A 16,281-nucleotide genomic window follows, 5' to 3' on the forward strand; every position below is an offset into this window, starting at 1 on the left:
ACCATTTGGTGGCGTTTCCGAAATTCGGGCTGGTACCGGGATTTGCGGAGGCGCCTCTTTTTTGCGCCCGTCTGACTCTTGTCAGTGTGGGCCTGTAGAAATAAAAAAGGAGAAGGTAAGTAGAAATGGGAAGAGAACGTTTTTCCTCTCGGCTGGGATTTATCCTGATTTCCGCGGGTTGTGCGATCGGTCTGGGAAATGTGTGGAGATTCCCGTACATCGTCGGTCAGTATGGCGGCGCGGCGTTTGTACTGATTTATGCGGCATTTCTGGTGCTTTTAGGTCTTCCGATCATCGTTATGGAATACTCGGTCGGCAGAGCGAGCCAGAAGAGTGCGGCGCTTTCATTTGATGTGCTGGAGCCAAAGGGTACTAAGTGGCATTTTGAAAAATGGTTCGCGATGGCGGGCAACTATGTCCTGATGATGTTTTATACGACGGTAGCCGGATGGCTTCTGCTGTATGTGTTCAAGATGGCGAAAGGCGATTTCGTGGGTCTGGATGCGGACGGTGTAGCAGGGGAATTTGGCTCTGTACTGGCAAATCCGGGACTGATGACGGTATTTATGCTGCTCTGTGTCGTATTCTGTTTTTCCATCTGTGCGATGGGACTCCAGAACGGCGTTGAGAAGATCACAAAGATGATGATGGTCTGCCTATTATTCCTGATGGTTGTGCTGGCAATCAATTCGGTGCGGATGGAAGGCGGACGTCCGGGACTTGAATTTTACTTAAAGCCGGATTTTGGCAAGATTCAGGAGGTTGGTGTCGGCAAAGTCGTATTTGCGGCGCTGGGACAGTCGTTCTTCACGTTGAGTATCGGTATCGGTGCGATGGCGATTTTTGGAAGTTATATCGATAAAGAGCGCAGCCTGACCGGCGAGGCAATCAATGTACTGGTCCTTGACACGCTGGTAGCGTTTATGGCAGGACTTATCATTTTTCCGGCATGTGCGGCTTACGGCATCGAGGCAGGACAGGGACCAAGCCTGATCTTCATCACGCTGCCGAATGTATTTAACCACATGGCAGGCGGACGTTTCTGGGGCACGCTGTTCTTTGTCTTTATGACCTTTGCGGCGGCATCAACGGTCACAGCGGTATTCCAGAATATCGTATCCTTTGCAACGGATCTGACTGGCTGTTCGATCAAAAAGGCAGTCTGCGTCAATCTGGTGGTGATTGCGGTCCTGTCGCTTCCGTGCGTGCTGGGTTTCAATCTCTGGAGTGGTTTCATGCCGTTCGGAGAGGGCAGCAACGTGTTGGATCTCGAGGATTTCATCGTCAGCAACAACCTGCTTCCACTCGGAAGTCTCGTTTACCTGATGTTCTGTACCAGCCGGTATGGATGGGGATTTGAGAATTTTCTCAAGGAGGCAAATGAGGGAAAAGGCGTGAAGTTCCCGCGCCAGGTGCGAGCGTATGTGACATATGTCATTCCACTGATTGTGCTGTTTATTTTTGTGCAGGGGTACTGGAGTAAGTTTTTCCAGTAGACTGTGCAGCTCTTTAGGTAACGAGAAAAAAGGAAAGTCCGGCAGAGGCAAACTCCGCCGGACTTTCCTTTTTTCGCCAAGGCTATTGACATAGTATTTAAGGGAAAGTTTTACGGGATTTTTACACAGTTTTGTTGATTCTGTATAAACAAAAGCTATATTATAACCATTTGTATTAATTTTTATACAGAGTGAAGGGGGCAGAAGATTCATTTTTCAATTGTGAATTTTTTTTACCTGTGTTATACTATACGCGGTAGATTCTAGCTCCTACGCCCGATAATATTTTCACAATTTCGGCAGAAAAGGCATCTGACGGGAGGTGAATGGGTGGAGGATGAAGGAAAATTTAGTAAGAGAAAGAGGGTTTAATTGATGGGTTTGGCTACATTTATAGGCGGCATTCATCCATATGAGGGTAAAGAACTGTCTGAGGATAAGCCGATCAAGGTTCTCGAACCGTTACAGGGCGAGATCATGGTTTATCCGCTGTCCCAGCACATTGGCGCACCTGCGAAACCACTGGTAGCGAAGGGCGATCACGTGCTGAAAGGCCAGATCATTGCAGAGGCAGGCGGATTTATTTCCGCAAACGTACTTAGTTCTGTTTCCGGTACGGTAAAGGGAATCGAGTCCAAGCTGGTTGCCAATGGTGCAATGGTTCAGTCAATCCTGGTGGAGAATGACGGTGAAGAAGAGGCGATTGAGGGCTTCGGAACAGACAGAGATGCAACAAAGCTGTCGAAAGAAGAGATCCGTAAGATCGTTAAGGATGCCGGTATCGTCGGCCTGGGCGGCGCTGGTTTCCCGACACATGTAAAGCTTACTCCGAAAGATGAGAACGCAATTGATTACGTTATCGTCAACGGTGCAGAGTGCGAGCCGTACTTAACCAGTGACTATCGTACCATGATGGAGCGTCCGGAGCAGATTATCGGCGGCCTGAAGGTTATGCTTCAGCTGTTTGACAATGCGAAGGGTGTTATCGGTATCGAGAACAACAAGCCGGAGGCTATCAAGAAGCTGACGGAGATGGTAAAGGACGAGCCGAGAATCGAAGTATGTCCGCTGCTTACCAAGTACCCGCAGGGTGGTGAGCGTACACTTATCTATGCAGTGACAGGACGTGAGATCAATTCTTCCATGCTGCCGGCAGATGCAGGCTGTATCGTAGACAATATTGATACCGTTGCTTCTATTTATAATGCAGTATGCAAGACAACTCCGCTGATCCGCAAGATCATTACGGTAACCGGTGATGCCATTGCAGAGCCGCAGAACTTTGAGGTACGCCTTGGTACCAACTATCAGAGACTGGTAGAGGCAGCAGGCGGCTTTAAACAGGAACCGGAGAAGATGATTTCCGGTGGTCCTATGATGGGACAGGCTCTTTTCAGCCTTGACTTCCCGGTAGCGAAGACTTCATCTGCTCTGACCACCTTTACCAAGGATCAGGTAGCAGCGATGGAGCCGTCAGCATGTATCCGCTGCGGACGCTGCGTAGGCGTTTGTCCGGAGCATCTTGTACCTCCGCTGATGATGAAGGCATCTACGGCTCACGACCTTGAGAATTTCCAGAGCTTAAACGGCATGGAATGCGTTGAGTGCGGATGCTGTGCATATGCTTGTCCGGCAAGACGGCCGCTGACCCAGGCATTCAAAGAGATGCGTAAGGCAGTAGCAGCCAGCCGCAGAAAGTAGGAGGTGGGAAGAAATGGAAAAATTATTAAAAGTATCGTCATCACCTCACGTTCGTGACGGAGTTACGACACAGCGCCTGATGTTTGACGTTGTGATCGCCATGATTCCTGCCAGTGTTTATGGTGTATGGCAGTTCGGCATGAATGCACTTCTGGTTCTGATCGCTACCGTGATCGCCAGTGTGGCAGCCGAGTATCTTTATGAGAAATTAATGCACAAGCCGATTACGATTTCGGACGGCAGTGCAGTTGTTACCGGCATGATTCTTGCACTGAATATGCCGCCGGAAATCCCGGTTTGGATCCCGGTTCTTGGTGCATTCTTTGCAATCATCGTTGTAAAACAGCTTTACGGTGGTCTGGGACAGAACTTCATGAACCCGGCACTGGCAGCCAGATGTTTCCTTCTGACTTCCTTCGCTCTGTTTATGAATAACTTCTCATCCGCAAAGCTTGGATTTGACAGTCTGACAGGTGCAACTCCGCTGGCACAGTTAAGAGCCGGTGAGACAGTGGATCTGGCATCCCTGGTAATCGGACGTATCCCGGGAACTATCGGTGAGGTATCTGTAATTGCCCTGCTGATTGGTGCGATTTACATGGTAGTCCGCAAAGTTATCAGCCCGGTTATTCCGCTGATTTACATTGGAACCGTATTTGTATTTACATTCCTGTTTGGCGGATTCAACCTGACCTATTCTCTCAGTGAGATCTGTGCAGGTGGTCTTATCTTCGGTGCATTCTTTATGGCAACCGATTATGTAACGAGTCCTCTGACTCCGAAGGGACAGATCGTATACGGACTGATCCTCGGAATCGTAACCGGAATCTTCCGTCTCTGGGGTGCTTCTCCGGAGGGCGTTTCCTATGCGATCATCTTCAGCAACCTGCTGGTTCCGCTGATTGAGCGCTATACGCTTCCGACAGCATTTGGAAAAGGAGGTCAGAAGAAATAATGAACCAGATTATCAAAAATACAATCATCCTTTTCGTTATTACTCTGGTAGCTGGTATCTGTCTGGGAACAGTACATGATATTACGCTGGATCCGATTGCACAGGCACAGGAGGCAGCAGCTACTAAAACTTATCAGGAAGTTTACCCGGATGCGGCAAGCTTTGATGAACCGCAGGAGCTGGCTGACGCAGTAACTGCTGCAGCGGACAGCATCTCTGAGTGGGGATTTGGAAAAGTTACCATCAATGATGCAAAAGAAGCGCTGGATGCAAGCGGCAACCAGATCGGTTACCTGATTACCTCTACCTCCGCAGAGAGCTACGGCGGCAACGTGCAGATCGCAGTTGGTATCACCAACGAGGGCGAGCTGACCGGTATCGGTTTCTTAAGCATCAGCGATACGCCAGGTCTTGGTATGAGAGCCAAAGAACCGGATTTCAAGGATCAGTTTATCGGCAAGAAAGCTGAGAACCTGGAAGTTACAAAGACAGGCGCGTCTGCAGATAATCAGATTGAAGCCATCAGTGGTGCAACGATCACTTCCAAGGCAGTCACCAACGCGACAGATGCAGCTATCTATTTCGTGGCTAACTGCCTGGCACAGTAGGAGGTGGAAAGATTATGAATAAATATGTAGAGCGCTTATATAACGGTATCTGGAAAGAAAACCCGATTTTCGTTCAGATGCTGGGTCTGTGTCCGACCCTGGCGGTAACCACTTCCGCCATCAACGGTGTCGGCATGGGACTTTCGACAACCGCCGTACTGATTGCGGCGAACTTTCTGATTGCATTGCTTCGTAAGATCATTCCGGACGGCGTGCGTCTGCCGGCAGAGATCGTAGTCGTAGCATCCTTCGTAACCATCGTAGATATGTTGATGGAAGGTTTCGTTCCAAGCTTATATGCTTCCCTGGGACTTTACATTCCGCTGATCGTAGTTAACTGTATCATCCTTGGCCGTGCCGAGGCATATGCTATGAAGAACGGTCCGATCCTGTCTGCATTTGACGGTATCGGTATGGGACTTGGATTTACAGTTGCTCTGGCACTCATCGGTTCCTTCCGTGAGCTTCTGGGTGCAGGTACTATCTTTGGTATCCAGATTATGCCGGCTTCCTATCAGCCGATCTCAATCTTCATCCTGGCGCCGGGTGCATTCTTCGTACTGGCTTGCCTGACTGCTCTTCAGAATCGTCTGAAGATGCCGTGTGCAACAAACGGTTCCGTAAAAGAGAAGAAGAAGGGTGGCTGCTGCAGCGGCGACTGCTTAAGCTGTGCTGGTCATGATGCAGAAGTTAAGAAGGAACAGGAGGAGAAGTGATGAAAGAATTACTTATTATTGCGATAAGCTCGGCGCTGGTCAGCAACGTCGTACTGAGCCAGTTCCTCGGTATCTGCTCCTTCGTCGGCGTATCCAAAAAAGTTGAAACAGCAGCTGGTATGGGTGGTGCGGTTATCTTCGTTATTACCATCGCATCCATCGTTGCAAACTTGATTTATCAGTTCGTTCTGGCACCGCTTGGTATCGATTACCTGAAAACCATCGTTTTCATTCTCGTTATCGCAGCACTGGTTCAGATCGTTGAGATGTTCTTAAAGAAGTGCATGGTTTCCCTGTATAACGCGCTGGGTGTATTCCTTCCGCTGATTACAACAAACTGTGCCGTTCTTGGTGTTGCCCTGACAAACGTCCAGAACGGATATGGATTTTTACAGAGTGTGGTAAATGGTGTTGGTACAGCCGTTGGTTATACCATCTCCATCGTGCTTCTGGCAGGTATCCGTGAGCACATCGAGGGAAATGATATCCCGTATAACTTCCAGGGATCTCCTATCGTACTGGTAACGGCTGGTCTGATGGCGATTGCATTTCTCGGATTTTCCGGATTACTGTAGAAGGAGGAGACGAAAATGGATATGAATTCAATCATTATCGCTGCTGTCGTGATCGCGGCAGTCGGCATCATCGTCGGTGTCGGTCTGGGTCTGTTCGGCGCGAAATTTAAAGTTGAAGTAGATGAAAAAGAGGCAGCTGTTCGTGAAGAGCTGCCAGGCAACAACTGCGGTGGCTGTGGTTACCCGGGCTGTGATGGTCTTGCAAAGGCCATCGCAGAGGGCAAAGCTCCGGTTAATGCCTGCCCGGTCGGCGGTGCTCCGGTTGGCGAGAAGATCGCTGCTATCATGGGCGTAGAGGCTGGTTCCTCTGAGAAGAAGGTAGCTTTCGTTAAATGTAAAGGTACCTGCGACAAGACAAAAGTACAGTACGAGTACCATGGTATCGAGGACTGTGCGAAGGCATCCGTTGTACCGGGTGGCGGTGCAAAGGCATGTTCTTACGGCTGTACCGGTTTCGGAACCTGTGTGAAGGCATGTAAATTCGATGCAATCCACGTGGTAGACGGCGTAGCGGTTGTAGACAAAGAGAAGTGTGTAGCGTGTGGTGCCTGCGTGGCAGCCTGCCCGAAACACCTGATCGACCTGGTACCGTACAAGGCAAAACATCTGGTACAGTGCAGCTCCCACGATCGTGGACCGGCTGTCAAGGCAGCCTGCCAGGTTGGCTGTATCGGCTGTACGCTGTGTACCAAGCAGTGTAAGTTTGACGCAATCCATATGGATAACAACGTAGCTGTTATCGATTATGAGAAGTGCGTAAACTGCGGAGCTTGTGCAGCGAAGTGCCCGGTTAAGGTTATTCAGTAAATAACGTAAATGAATACGCGTGACTGTGAAGGTACTGAACAGTCACGAATACGGAAGTAAAACGTCCGGTTGAACCGTTTGGAAAGACGGTTCAGCCGGACGTTTTGATTAGAAGAAGCTATATGGAGTGATATGAAACTTAAAGGATCGCTTTCGCCAGTGCGGTATGTATCACATTTAAGAGTGCCTGTGAGGTATACTGGCTGCCGCTTTCAAAGGAGAGATTTTCAAGCGACTGCGTGCTCACGATCTGCTCCGAGAGATGCGAAGCGGAAGGGGAGAGCAGCGGGTACATAGTTTCGATGGAATCACTTAAAGGACGGCAGGTAACAGAGGTGATTTGGGTGGAATCAACCGTGACTTCGACATTGACTGCCTGGCTGCCAAGTGTCAGGGTAGAACTGTACATGCCTGGCAGATAGTGGATACCAGCCGCAGCAGGGGCAGAAGCACTCTGTGTCTTCCTTCCAGGACGGAACATGATGAGGAGAAGCGCGATGAGAAGAAGCCCCAGCCCGATAAAGATAGCAGTATAAATAATCTCTTTCATGCGGAGTACGACAATTTTTGTTTTTGAACTCATAAGAAAGCTCCGGAATTCGTTTAGTACAGTGTATGAGACGGTTTGAGGGAAAATGAAAGAATATGATTTGTTATAAAAATAAAAGTCCCTATTTACATTTGTGTGTCTGATGTATCAACAGTATAATGATACATTTCACAAATTGCGTATGCGATTAGAAAATCAAGTAGTCCAAATTCCATAAAATGAAATTTTAGGGCAAATTACAGACATTAGCTTGGCTGTAGTATTTTTAAACAACATGTGTTAGACTACTGTTATACTAATCGGTATTTAACGAGGAGGTAATGATTATGAGTAGAAATATAAAAGGTGGTTTTTTAACATTAAGTGGTGTTGTTGGTATTGTGGGAATGATAATAGTGGCAATGCAAAATCCAGCAACTGAATGGGTAACGCCACCTGGAAGAATGATTGTAAGTATTTTAGAAAATGGATTATTGATTCCTACGGTTTTATTCCTTGTTCTTTTTATTTATGGATTGTATATTCTCCTAACGGAGAAAAACGATTGAGCAATACCGGTTTGTCGAATTAAGAAAACCGGTATTTGTGGAAGAGGAATTCTGTAATGAAATTTTTTGAAAATACCCGTAAGCCACAAGGCTTCGGCGGAAAATTGATGACGAAGATGATGAACAGCGGTCACGCCAAATTATCGCAATGGGGATTCTCAAATATCTCCGCGAAGTCTGATGCTGAAGTTCTGGACGTCGGCTGTGGCGGCGGAGCAAATATTGCGGTCTGGCTTGATAGATGTGGAAATGGCCACGTGACAGGAATGGATTATTCTGAGGTTAGTGTGGCAGAATCTCAAAAATTGAACGCCCTCGCCATTAAACAAGGGAAATGTAATGTAGTTCAAGGAGATGTATCTGCTATACCCTTTTCTGACGCGACTTTTGATTATGTTTCTGCCTTCGAAACAGTTTACTTTTGGCCAGGATTAGTAAAATGCTTTTCCGAGATCAACCGTGTGCTAAAAAGCGAAGGCATATTCCTGATTTGTAACGAGAGTGACGGAACGAATGCCGCAGATGAAAAATGGACAAAGATGATCAATGGTATGAAGATTTACACATCTAAACAACTTGTTGCCGCTTTGAAAGAAGCGGGTTTTACAGAGATCAAAACGTATTCAAATGCAAAAAATCATTGGATAAGTATTGTTGCAACGAAATAGCCAAATTCCAGTTTGTCAATTACAGGTGACATTGAAAGAGTCAGCCCATTCAAGGTGCTGGCTCTTTCAAAAATTCAAATCTAATAAATTGCACGACAACTTAGAGTAAAAATGAATACCCATTAGCCAGAAATGAATAGAAAATGAATAAAAGAGTGGTGTTTCGTATAATTATGAGTTAGTATGCATCAGACACACTTTTGTAAAAAGGGAGAAATAAAAAGAGCTGCCATCCGTTGATATGCTTTGAGAGGATACCCCTCCCCCAAATCTACGAAAAGGGAATCTGATCAGCGGATGGCAGCTTCTGAGATTTTATGACACGATATTAAACATTGAAGCGGAAGAGTACGACATCGCCGTCCTTCACCACGTAGTCCTTGCCCTCCATGCGTACCAACCCTTTCTCTCTGGCTGCATTGTAGGAACCGCAGTCTAAGAGATCCTGATAGTTGACTACCTCAGCTTTGATGAAGCCGCGCTCAAAATCGGAGTGGATTTTTCCAGCTGCCTGCGGTGCTTTGGTGCCGACTTTGATGGTCCATGCACGGGTTTCAGTTTCACCGGCAGTCAGGTAGCTGATAAGGCCAAGAATGCGGTAGCTGGCTGCAATCAGTTTTTCAAGACCGGATTCAGTCAGACCGAGATCTTCGAGGAACATTTTCTTCTCATCTTCATCTAACTCAGCGATCTCCTGCTCAATCTGGGCGCAGATAACAAATACCTCGCTGTCGTTCTCAGCTGCAAATTCGCGAACCTGTTTTACATATTCATTGGAAGCACCGTCATCTGTCAGATCATCCTCGGATACGTTGGCAGCGAAGATAACCGGTTTCCAGGTTAAGAGATCCAGCGTATTGATGAACGTGAGTTCATCCTCGTCCTCCGGCTCAAAGCTCTTAGCCAGATTGCCGTTTTCAAGGTGCGCATACAGTTTTTTCAGAGTTTCCAGCTCTTTTGCAAGGGATTTATTTCCCATGGCGCTCTTGGTTGTCTTGGCAATACGGCGTTCCAGAACTTCCATATCGGAGAAGATGAGCTCCAGGTTGATGGTTTCGATATCGCGGAGCGGATTGACGCTGCCGTCTACATGGATAACATTTGGATCCTCAAAGCAACGGACAACGTGTACGATCGCGTCTACCTCACGGATATTGGCAAGGAACTGGTTACCAAGACCTTCGCCCTTGGAAGCGCCCTTTACCAGACCAGCGATATCAACGAACTCGATTACAGCCGGAGTGATTTTGGCAGAATTATAAAGAGCTGCTAACTGACCCAGACGCGGATCTGGAACCGGTACGACACCGACGTTCGGATCGATGGTACAGAACGGGTAATTGGCAGACTCAGCGCCAGCCTTGGTCAGAGAATTAAACAGTGTACTTTTGCCTACGTTTGGCAGACCTACGATACCTAATTTCATTTTATGATTTACCTATCCGAAAATCCTTTGCTTATCAGGATTTCCGCCTTTCTTTCGGTTTCTTATTGCGCCTTTTTACGCCCTTTTTGTAATGTTTCTTAATTTTAATGAAAGAAATCAATGCAACTATGTATTATAGCAGAAAGACAGCGCTTTTTCAATCTCAAAGGAGACATTTTGTGGCTATAGGAATGCAGAAATGGTTACTGTTCACAGGTAGGCACTTTTGGAACCGAAAGTGCTGTAAGAAAACGTGGTGGCAGCAGGAATTTGCCGTATTTAAATGCGAAGCCACGGCAAATTCCGTTACTGGGCACGTATGCGTGAACAGTAACCAGAAATGTGTAATGGTTGTCTATTTTCCTGTTTAAGAAGTAAGAAAGGATTTTTTAAGGGAGCTGCGGAGTGGTAGGATAGGGCTGAAATACATGATTTTGCAGTAGAAAGAAACTATAAAAATATAGGAATAATTAGAACAAATAAAAAAAAATAAAAAAAACAAAAAAATGCTTGCATTCGCGGAGCGCCTGTGCTATACTAAGCTTCGTCAGTGAGTGACTCACTCGACAGGCAAAAATAAAAAGCAGTAAGCGGGAGTGCTGGAATTGGCAGACAGGCAAGACTAAGGATCTTGTGGGTGTATGCTCGTGTGGGTTCAAGTCCCATCTCCCGCAGTGAGCAGAAGTGGCGGAATTGGCAGACGCGCACGGTTCAGGTCCGTGTGATGGCAACATCATGAGGGTTCAAGTCCCTTCTTCTGCATGACTGATAGCCCGGTACAGAGATGTGCCGGGTTTTTGCTATACTCTGATTCAATAAATTCAGATATAAATTTGCGGAAAACAGGCTTGCAATTCAAATGAAATTGTGCTATACTACTCTTTGCCGGTGAGAAAATCATCGGACAGAGAAAATTGAAAAACAGTAAGCGGGAGTGCTGGAATTGGCAGACAGGCAAGACTAAGGATCTTGTGGGTGTATGCTCGTGTGGGTTCAAGTCCCATCTCCCGCAGTAAGCAGAAGTGGCGGAATTGGCAGACGCGCACGGTTCAGGTCCGTGTGATGGCAACATCATGAGGGTTCAAGTCCCTTCTTCTGCATGATCGATAGCCCGGTACAGAGATGTACCGGGTTTTGTTTTGTTAAAAAAATAGATAGAATATGATGCTGGGATTTGCCATATAAGCATAAACTGTAAAATGAGTGAATTAGTGAATGGCAAGAGCCAGAAAAAAGAAAACCTTTTAAACTTATCTTTGGATGCGACAGAAGCGGAACGGGAAAAGTCCCCGGCACTTCAGATGGGATACGACCAGAATACGAAACGCTGGGAATTAATCATTCAATATAATGGAACTGTGGAAAAGTTGCAGGAACAGCTGCCGCAGGCGGAAATTTATCCACTTTCCGGCGGCTACGCGATTGTGCGGCTCCCTGAATCGCAGGTGGATGATCTGGCAGGATTATCACAGGTTGAGTATATAGAAAAGCCGAAGCGTCTTTATTTTGAGGTGAACCGGGCGATTCGGGATACCTGTATTGCGCCGGTGCAGAGCGGAAATCAAGTCTCTCAAAACGTGTATGGCAGAGATGCTGATTTAAGTGGTCGAGGCACATTGACTGCCATCATCGACTCCGGAATCGATTATTTCCATCCGGACTTTCGAAACGCAGATGGAACGACGCGCATCGCCGCACTTTGGGATCAGGAGCAGAACCGGATTTATATGCGGGAGGAGCTCAACCGGGCATTGGAGGCGGGCAGCCGGGAACGCGCTTACGAGATCGTCCAGTCGCGGGATGTGAGTGGGCACGGGACGGCAGTTGCGGCGATTGCAGCCGGAAATGGCTGGGAGGGCGGCGGACACTACCGGGGAGTAGCCTGGGAGAGTGAACTTCTGGTCGTGAAGCTTGGAACGCCGCTTGCGGATTCATTTCCCAGGACAACAGAGCTGATGCGGGCGTTGGACTATGTGGTGGGAATCGCACAGGAATGGCGGATGCCGGTGGCGGTGAATCTGAGCTTTGGAAATACCTACGGTTCTCATGACGGAACCAGCCTACTGGAGACGTATCTAAATTCGATGGCAGAGCGGGGGCGGACTTCCATCATCGTGGGAACCGGAAATGAAGGATACAGCATGGGACACCGGGCGGGATTTCTGCAGATGGGACGTCCGGTGGAGATAGAGCTTGCAGTGGGGGAATATCAGACGGGCTTCGGTGTGCAGCTATGGAAATTGTATCAGGACCGGTTTTCAGTAGAAATTTTCAGCCCGGGCGGCAGCAGCACCGGGCTGATCCGGGAATCGTTGGGAGCACAGCGGCTTTCCTATGAGACGGAAGAGATTCTTCTATATTATGGGATGCCGAGTCCATACAGTCAGGCGCAGGAGATTTATCTGGATTTGATTCCAAAAGGAAGCTACATTCAGGACGGGCTCTGGAAAATCCGTCTGATTCCAGAAGAAATACGGGATGGTCAGTATGATCTGTGGCTGCCAGCGGGCATGGCACTGAACAGGGAAACACGTTTTTTGACGGCATCGCCGGACACGACGCTGACAATCCCATCGACCGCCAGCCGGGCGATCTCGGTGGGGGCGTACGATGACGCCACGCAGGCGTATGCAGATTTTTCCGGTCGTGGATTTGCAAGATTGGGGCATCCGATCAAACCAGAGCTGGCGGCACCTGGTGTAAATATCATCACCGCCCGCGCAGGCGGCGGATATGAGGCGGTGACAGGAACTTCCTTTGCCGCTCCATTTGTGACCGGATCGGCGGCGCTGATGATGCAATGGGGGATTGTAAATGGGAACGATCCCTACCTGTATGGAGAGAAGCTGAAAGCATATCTGATCCGCGGTGCACGGAAACTGCCGGGGGAGGCAGAGTATCCGAATGAGAGAGTGGGGTATGGGGCATTGTGTCTGGAGCGAAGTTTTCCGTTGTAAAAACAATAGGAAGTGCAAGGTGCACAAAAAACAACAAATGAAATTGTAAATTATATTTAAAGTGTTAATTGAATTTTCTGCTCAAAAGAGTATAATTTATATGGTATAAAATGCAATGAGTATGGCAATAAAAGAACGGGAATACAGAGAGTTACTGGATGGAGCAGGAAAACTGTTTGGATAGAAAATCCGCTTTGTTATCCGACTGGATAGCAGAGGCGTTTTTTTATAAATAAACAAAGGAAAGAGGTTTAACTATGAGTGGAGTAATGATGATGATAATCGCCATCGTTGTTCTGGGAGGAGCATACCTCCTGTACGGGCGTTATCTCCAGAATAAGTGGGGCATCGATCCGAATGCCAAAACTCCGGCATATGAGATGGAGGACGGTGTCGATTATGTACCGGCTGATACAAACGTTGTGTTTGGTCATCAGTTCGCGTCGATCGCCGGTGCGGGTCCGATCAATGGTCCGATCCAGGCGGCAATTTTTGGCTGGCTTCCGGTCCTGCTTTGGATTTTAATTGGCGGCGTATTTTTCGGCGCCGTTCAGGATTTTGCATCCATGTATGCGTCTGTCAAAAATAAGGGTCGTACAATCGGATACATCATCGAAGAGTACATTGGAAAATTAGGAAAGAAATTATTTCTTTTATTCTGCTGGCTGTTCTGTATTCTGGTTGTCGCAGCGTTTGCAGACGTTGTAGCGGGAACATTTAAGGGATTTACGGTCGATGAGGCAGGTGCTGTCACAAAGATAGCGGCAAATGGAGCCGTTGCAACTACTTCTATGTTATTTATCATCGAGGCAGTTGCACTTGGATATTTCCTCAAATATACCAAATTCAACAAATGGATCAACACAGCCGTCGCTATTTTATTACTGGTGGCAGCGATCGCACTGGGACTGAATTTCCCGGTCTATGTCGATCTTGGAACCTGGCATATTATTATCTTTGTGTACATTCTGATTGCCAGTGTCGCTCCGGTATGGGCGCTGCTTCAGCCGCGTGATTATCTGAACAGCTATCTGCTGATCTTTATGATCGTCGGTGCAGTTATCGGTGTATTTGTGGCCAATCCGGCATGTAATTTGAAACCGTTTACAAGCTTTAATGTAAATGGACAGTATATGTTCCCGATTTTATTTGTAACGATTGCCTGTGGCGCAGTTTCTGGTTTCCATTCTCTGGTATCTTCCGGTACTGCATCTAAACAGATCAAAAATGAAAAGAACATGCTTCCAGTTTCGTTTGGCGCAATGCTGATGGAGAGTATGCTTGCTATCATCGCACTGATTGCAGTTGCTTCCTTTGCAGATGGCGAGGCAGCAGCACAGGGACTTACCACCCAGCCGCAGATTTTTGCAGGCGCGATCGCAAACTTTCTTTCCGTAGTTGGTCTGCCGCATTCGCTTGTGTTTACATTAATCAACCTGGCGGTATCTGCATTTGCACTGACTTCCCTGGATTCGGTTGCCCGGGTAGGACGTCTGTCGTTCCAGGAATTTTTCATGGATTCGGACACAGACGAGGAAAATATGAGCCCGTTTGTAAAAGTAGTAACCAATAAATATTTTGCAACCATCATCACACTGGTACTCGCATACCTGCTTACCAAGGTCGGCTATGCAGAGATCTGGCCGTTATTCGGTTCTGCAAACCAGCTGTTATCGGTACTTGCTCTTGTAGCTTGTGCAGTATTCTTAAAGAAAACCAAGCGTCAGGGCTGGATGCTCTGGGTGCCGATGCTGTTCATGATGGCAGTTACCTTTACTGCACTGAGCATGACCATCATAAAGCTCACAAACGCATTTATGACGACCGGTCTGGATCTGGGAAATACACTGCAGCTTGTATTTGCAGTGCTGCTGTTAATCCTGGGTGTATTAGTAGCAATTCAGGGTATCAAGAAACTGCTTGAAAAAGCGGATAAGTAAAAATAATAAGTGAAAATAAAATGTAGATGAGGTCCATCGGGGACAGCCGTTACGTTTTGTATGTGTGATAGTAAAGAGAGGATGTCTGTATTCAAAAGAACAGATGTCTTCTCTTTTTCATTCTAAGCCCCTTTGTTCAATAGATGGAAATAAGTAGTCATAATTCCCCTTCTTTCCACATAAAATAAAAAAAGAAAATAGAAAAAGATCAAAAATCCATGGAAAACCTCTGTCCCAAATTACAAAAATATGATATTATTATAAGATAATGGGCGAACTTTCGAATTTATTCCGTAAATTATTCTGAATAAAGGTGGGATCTGGATGAATATCAGAGAAACGATCGAAAAATGGGAACAGGAAACCCTGAGTCTGTATGCGTCGCTGAGTGCGAATACACGGGGACGGGAGCGGAAAGAACCGCTCTGCGACATCCGGCCAGAGTATCAGCGCGATCGCGACCGTATTCTGCACAGCAAATCGTTCCGGCGTCTGAAACAGAAAACGCAGGTTTTTCTGGCGCCGGAGGGCGACCATTACCGGACGCGCCTGACGCACACGCTGGAAGTATCGCAGATAGCGCGCACGATCGCGAAAGCGCTGCGGCTGAATGAGTCTCTGGCGGAGGCGATCGCGCTGGGGCACGATCTGGGACATACGCCGTTTGGTCATTCGGGGGAGGCGGTGCTCAACCGGCTCTGCAGCGAGGGGTTCGCGCATTATCAGCAGAGTGTCCGCATTGTGGAGGTGCTGGAGCAGAAGGGGCAGGGGCTGAACCTGACCTGGGAGGTTCGCAACGGGATCCTGAACCACCGGACGAGCGGTCATCCGGCGACGCTGGAAGGGAATGTTGTGCGGCTTTCAGATAAAATTGCCTACATAAACCATGATATAGATGATGCGATCCGGGGAAAGATCATGAAGGAAGAGGATTTGCCGCGGGAGTACACGGACATTCTGGGAAACAGTGTGCATGAGCGGCTGAATATCATGATCCACGACATCATCGAGCACAGCCAGGACAAGCCGGAGGTGGCGATGTCACCGGAACGCGAGGAGGCGATGCACGGGCTGCGCCGCTGGATGTTTGACCATGTCTACCATGACGGGATTGCGAAAGCGGAGGAAGGGCGCGCACAGCAGATGATCGAGATGCTGTATGGATATTATATGGCGCATCCGGAGGAACTTCCGGAAGAATCCCACCGGATTATGGAGATAAGAAATGAGACGAAAGAGCGCGCGGTATGCGATTATATCGCGGGTATGACAGATATTTACGCGATTGACCGGTTTAAGGAATTGTTTATTCCGAAAGCCTGGAGCGTATAAGG

14 protein-coding genes and 4 tRNA genes are annotated in these 16,281 nt (G+C 47.7%); 16 read left to right on the forward strand and 2 right to left on the reverse strand.

Features of this window, described 5'->3' with window-relative positions; translation table 11 throughout:
- The first annotated feature begins 125 nt into the window (after positions 1-125).
- From DWX91_RS06230 to DWX91_RS06260, 7 genes are all read left to right on the forward strand, one after another.
- Entirely contained in the window at positions 126-1,496 is a 1,371-nt protein-coding gene (locus tag DWX91_RS06230; protein ID WP_107001560.1) for a sodium-dependent transporter, read from the forward strand.
- A 375-nt stretch (positions 1,497-1,871) separates the two neighbouring features.
- The gene (rsxC, locus tag DWX91_RS06235; protein WP_118472471.1) at positions 1,872-3,197 is read left to right on the forward strand and encodes an electron transport complex subunit RsxC; all 1,326 of its coding nucleotides are present in this window, start codon (positions 1,872-1,874) and stop codon (positions 3,195-3,197) included.
- Between the two features lie 13 nt (positions 3,198-3,210).
- Complete coding sequence (locus tag DWX91_RS06240; protein ID WP_107001558.1) at positions 3,211-4,152, forward strand: RnfABCDGE type electron transport complex subunit D; 942 nt, start codon at positions 3,211-3,213, stop codon at positions 4,150-4,152.
- Positions 4,152-4,760, forward strand: a complete 609-nt coding sequence (locus DWX91_RS06245) for an RnfABCDGE type electron transport complex subunit G (protein ID WP_022359777.1) — start codon at positions 4,152-4,154, stop codon at positions 4,758-4,760. The genes DWX91_RS06240 and DWX91_RS06245 overlap by 1 nt, the downstream gene beginning before the upstream one ends.
- 14 nt (positions 4,761-4,774) lie before the next feature.
- Positions 4,775-5,476, forward strand: coding sequence for an electron transport complex subunit RsxE (locus DWX91_RS06250; RefSeq protein WP_022359778.1), 702 nt, complete (start codon positions 4,775-4,777; stop codon positions 5,474-5,476).
- On the forward strand, positions 5,476-6,051 hold the full coding sequence (locus DWX91_RS06255) for an electron transport complex protein RnfA (RefSeq protein ID WP_107001556.1): 576 nt from the start codon (positions 5,476-5,478) through the stop codon (positions 6,049-6,051). Before DWX91_RS06250 ends, DWX91_RS06255 begins: the two co-directional genes overlap by 1 nt.
- 15 nt (positions 6,052-6,066) lie before the next feature.
- Positions 6,067-6,858 carry an RnfABCDGE type electron transport complex subunit B gene (locus DWX91_RS06260; protein WP_022359780.1) on the forward strand — a complete coding sequence of 264 codons (792 nt, stop codon included), beginning with the start codon at positions 6,067-6,069 and terminating at the stop codon, positions 6,856-6,858.
- Positions 6,859-6,997: 139 nt separating this feature from the next.
- Here DWX91_RS06260 and DWX91_RS06265 read toward each other — a convergent pair whose 3' ends face one another.
- Complete coding sequence (locus DWX91_RS06265; RefSeq protein ID WP_117795137.1) at positions 6,998-7,441, reverse strand: hypothetical protein; 444 nt, start codon at positions 7,439-7,441, stop codon at positions 6,998-7,000.
- Positions 7,442-7,734: 293 nt separating this feature from the next.
- Between DWX91_RS06265 and DWX91_RS06270 the strand changes: the two genes are divergently transcribed.
- Complete coding sequence (locus DWX91_RS06270) at positions 7,735-7,956, forward strand: peptidase M50 (RefSeq protein ID WP_107001555.1); 222 nt, start codon at positions 7,735-7,737, stop codon at positions 7,954-7,956.
- Between the two features lie 56 nt (positions 7,957-8,012).
- Positions 8,013-8,624 (forward strand): class I SAM-dependent methyltransferase, encoded by a 612-nt coding sequence (locus DWX91_RS06275; protein WP_117795139.1) that lies wholly within the window; start codon positions 8,013-8,015, stop codon positions 8,622-8,624.
- Between the two features lie 328 nt (positions 8,625-8,952).
- Here DWX91_RS06275 and ychF read toward each other — a convergent pair whose 3' ends face one another.
- Positions 8,953-10,050 (reverse strand): redox-regulated ATPase YchF, encoded by a 1,098-nt coding sequence (gene ychF / locus DWX91_RS06280; RefSeq protein ID WP_118472472.1) that lies wholly within the window; start codon positions 10,048-10,050, stop codon positions 8,953-8,955.
- A gap of 590 nt (positions 10,051-10,640) precedes the next feature.
- Here ychF and DWX91_RS06290 point away from each other — a divergent pair.
- The 7 genes from DWX91_RS06290 (at position 10,641) to DWX91_RS06320 (ending at position 16,279) form a co-directional block, all read left to right on the forward strand.
- Positions 10,641-10,724: transfer RNA gene (locus DWX91_RS06290), tRNA-Leu, on the forward strand.
- A 4-nt stretch (positions 10,725-10,728) separates the two neighbouring features.
- Positions 10,729-10,812, forward strand: a tRNA-Leu gene (locus tag DWX91_RS06295).
- A 166-nt stretch (positions 10,813-10,978) separates the two neighbouring features.
- Positions 10,979-11,062, forward strand: a tRNA-Leu gene (locus tag DWX91_RS06300).
- Between the two features lie 4 nt (positions 11,063-11,066).
- Positions 11,067-11,150: transfer RNA gene (locus DWX91_RS06305), tRNA-Leu, on the forward strand.
- A gap of 99 nt (positions 11,151-11,249) precedes the next feature.
- Positions 11,250-13,007, forward strand: coding sequence for a S8 family peptidase (locus DWX91_RS06310; RefSeq protein WP_118472473.1), 1,758 nt, complete (start codon positions 11,250-11,252; stop codon positions 13,005-13,007).
- A gap of 257 nt (positions 13,008-13,264) precedes the next feature.
- Complete coding sequence (locus DWX91_RS06315; RefSeq protein ID WP_022359691.1) at positions 13,265-14,947, forward strand: carbon starvation protein A; 1,683 nt, start codon at positions 13,265-13,267, stop codon at positions 14,945-14,947.
- 324 nt (positions 14,948-15,271) lie between these two features.
- Positions 15,272-16,279 carry a deoxyguanosinetriphosphate triphosphohydrolase gene (locus DWX91_RS06320; RefSeq protein WP_118467460.1) on the forward strand — a complete coding sequence of 336 codons (1,008 nt, stop codon included), beginning with the start codon at positions 15,272-15,274 and terminating at the stop codon, positions 16,277-16,279.
- Positions 16,280-16,281 lie beyond the last annotated feature (2 nt).

Source organism: Clostridium sp. AF22-10, assembly GCF_003478725.1.
GTDB classification, from domain to species: domain Bacteria; phylum Bacillota; class Clostridia; order Lachnospirales; family Lachnospiraceae; genus Otoolea; species Otoolea fessa.

What these genes read in the sequence shown, in the direction of transcription:
- DWX91_RS06230 (WP_107001560.1), top strand. Translation starts at nt 126, where the DNA reads ATGGGAAGAGAACGTTTTTCCTCTCGGCTGGGATTTATCCTGATTTCC.
- rsxC (WP_118472471.1), top strand. Translation starts at nt 1,872, where the DNA reads ATGGGTTTGGCTACATTTATAGGCGGCATTCATCCATATGAGGGTAAA.
- DWX91_RS06240 (WP_107001558.1), top strand. Translation starts at nt 3,211, where the DNA reads ATGGAAAAATTATTAAAAGTATCGTCATCACCTCACGTTCGTGACGGA.
- DWX91_RS06245 (WP_022359777.1), top strand. Translation starts at nt 4,152, where the DNA reads ATGAACCAGATTATCAAAAATACAATCATCCTTTTCGTTATTACTCTG.
- DWX91_RS06250 (WP_022359778.1), top strand. Translation starts at nt 4,775, where the DNA reads ATGAATAAATATGTAGAGCGCTTATATAACGGTATCTGGAAAGAAAAC.
- DWX91_RS06255 (WP_107001556.1), top strand. Translation starts at nt 5,476, where the DNA reads ATGAAAGAATTACTTATTATTGCGATAAGCTCGGCGCTGGTCAGCAAC.
- DWX91_RS06260 (WP_022359780.1), top strand. Translation starts at nt 6,067, where the DNA reads ATGGATATGAATTCAATCATTATCGCTGCTGTCGTGATCGCGGCAGTC.
- DWX91_RS06265 (WP_117795137.1), bottom strand. Translation starts at nt 7,441, where the DNA reads ATGAGTTCAAAAACAAAAATTGTCGTACTCCGCATGAAAGAGATTATT.
- DWX91_RS06270 (WP_107001555.1), top strand. Translation starts at nt 7,735, where the DNA reads ATGAGTAGAAATATAAAAGGTGGTTTTTTAACATTAAGTGGTGTTGTT.
- DWX91_RS06275 (WP_117795139.1), top strand. Translation starts at nt 8,013, where the DNA reads ATGAAATTTTTTGAAAATACCCGTAAGCCACAAGGCTTCGGCGGAAAA.
- ychF (WP_118472472.1), bottom strand. Translation starts at nt 10,050, where the DNA reads ATGAAATTAGGTATCGTAGGTCTGCCAAACGTAGGCAAAAGTACACTG.
- DWX91_RS06310 (WP_118472473.1), top strand. Translation starts at nt 11,250, where the DNA reads ATGAGTGAATTAGTGAATGGCAAGAGCCAGAAAAAAGAAAACCTTTTA.
- DWX91_RS06315 (WP_022359691.1), top strand. Translation starts at nt 13,265, where the DNA reads ATGAGTGGAGTAATGATGATGATAATCGCCATCGTTGTTCTGGGAGGA.
- DWX91_RS06320 (WP_118467460.1), top strand. Translation starts at nt 15,272, where the DNA reads ATGAATATCAGAGAAACGATCGAAAAATGGGAACAGGAAACCCTGAGT.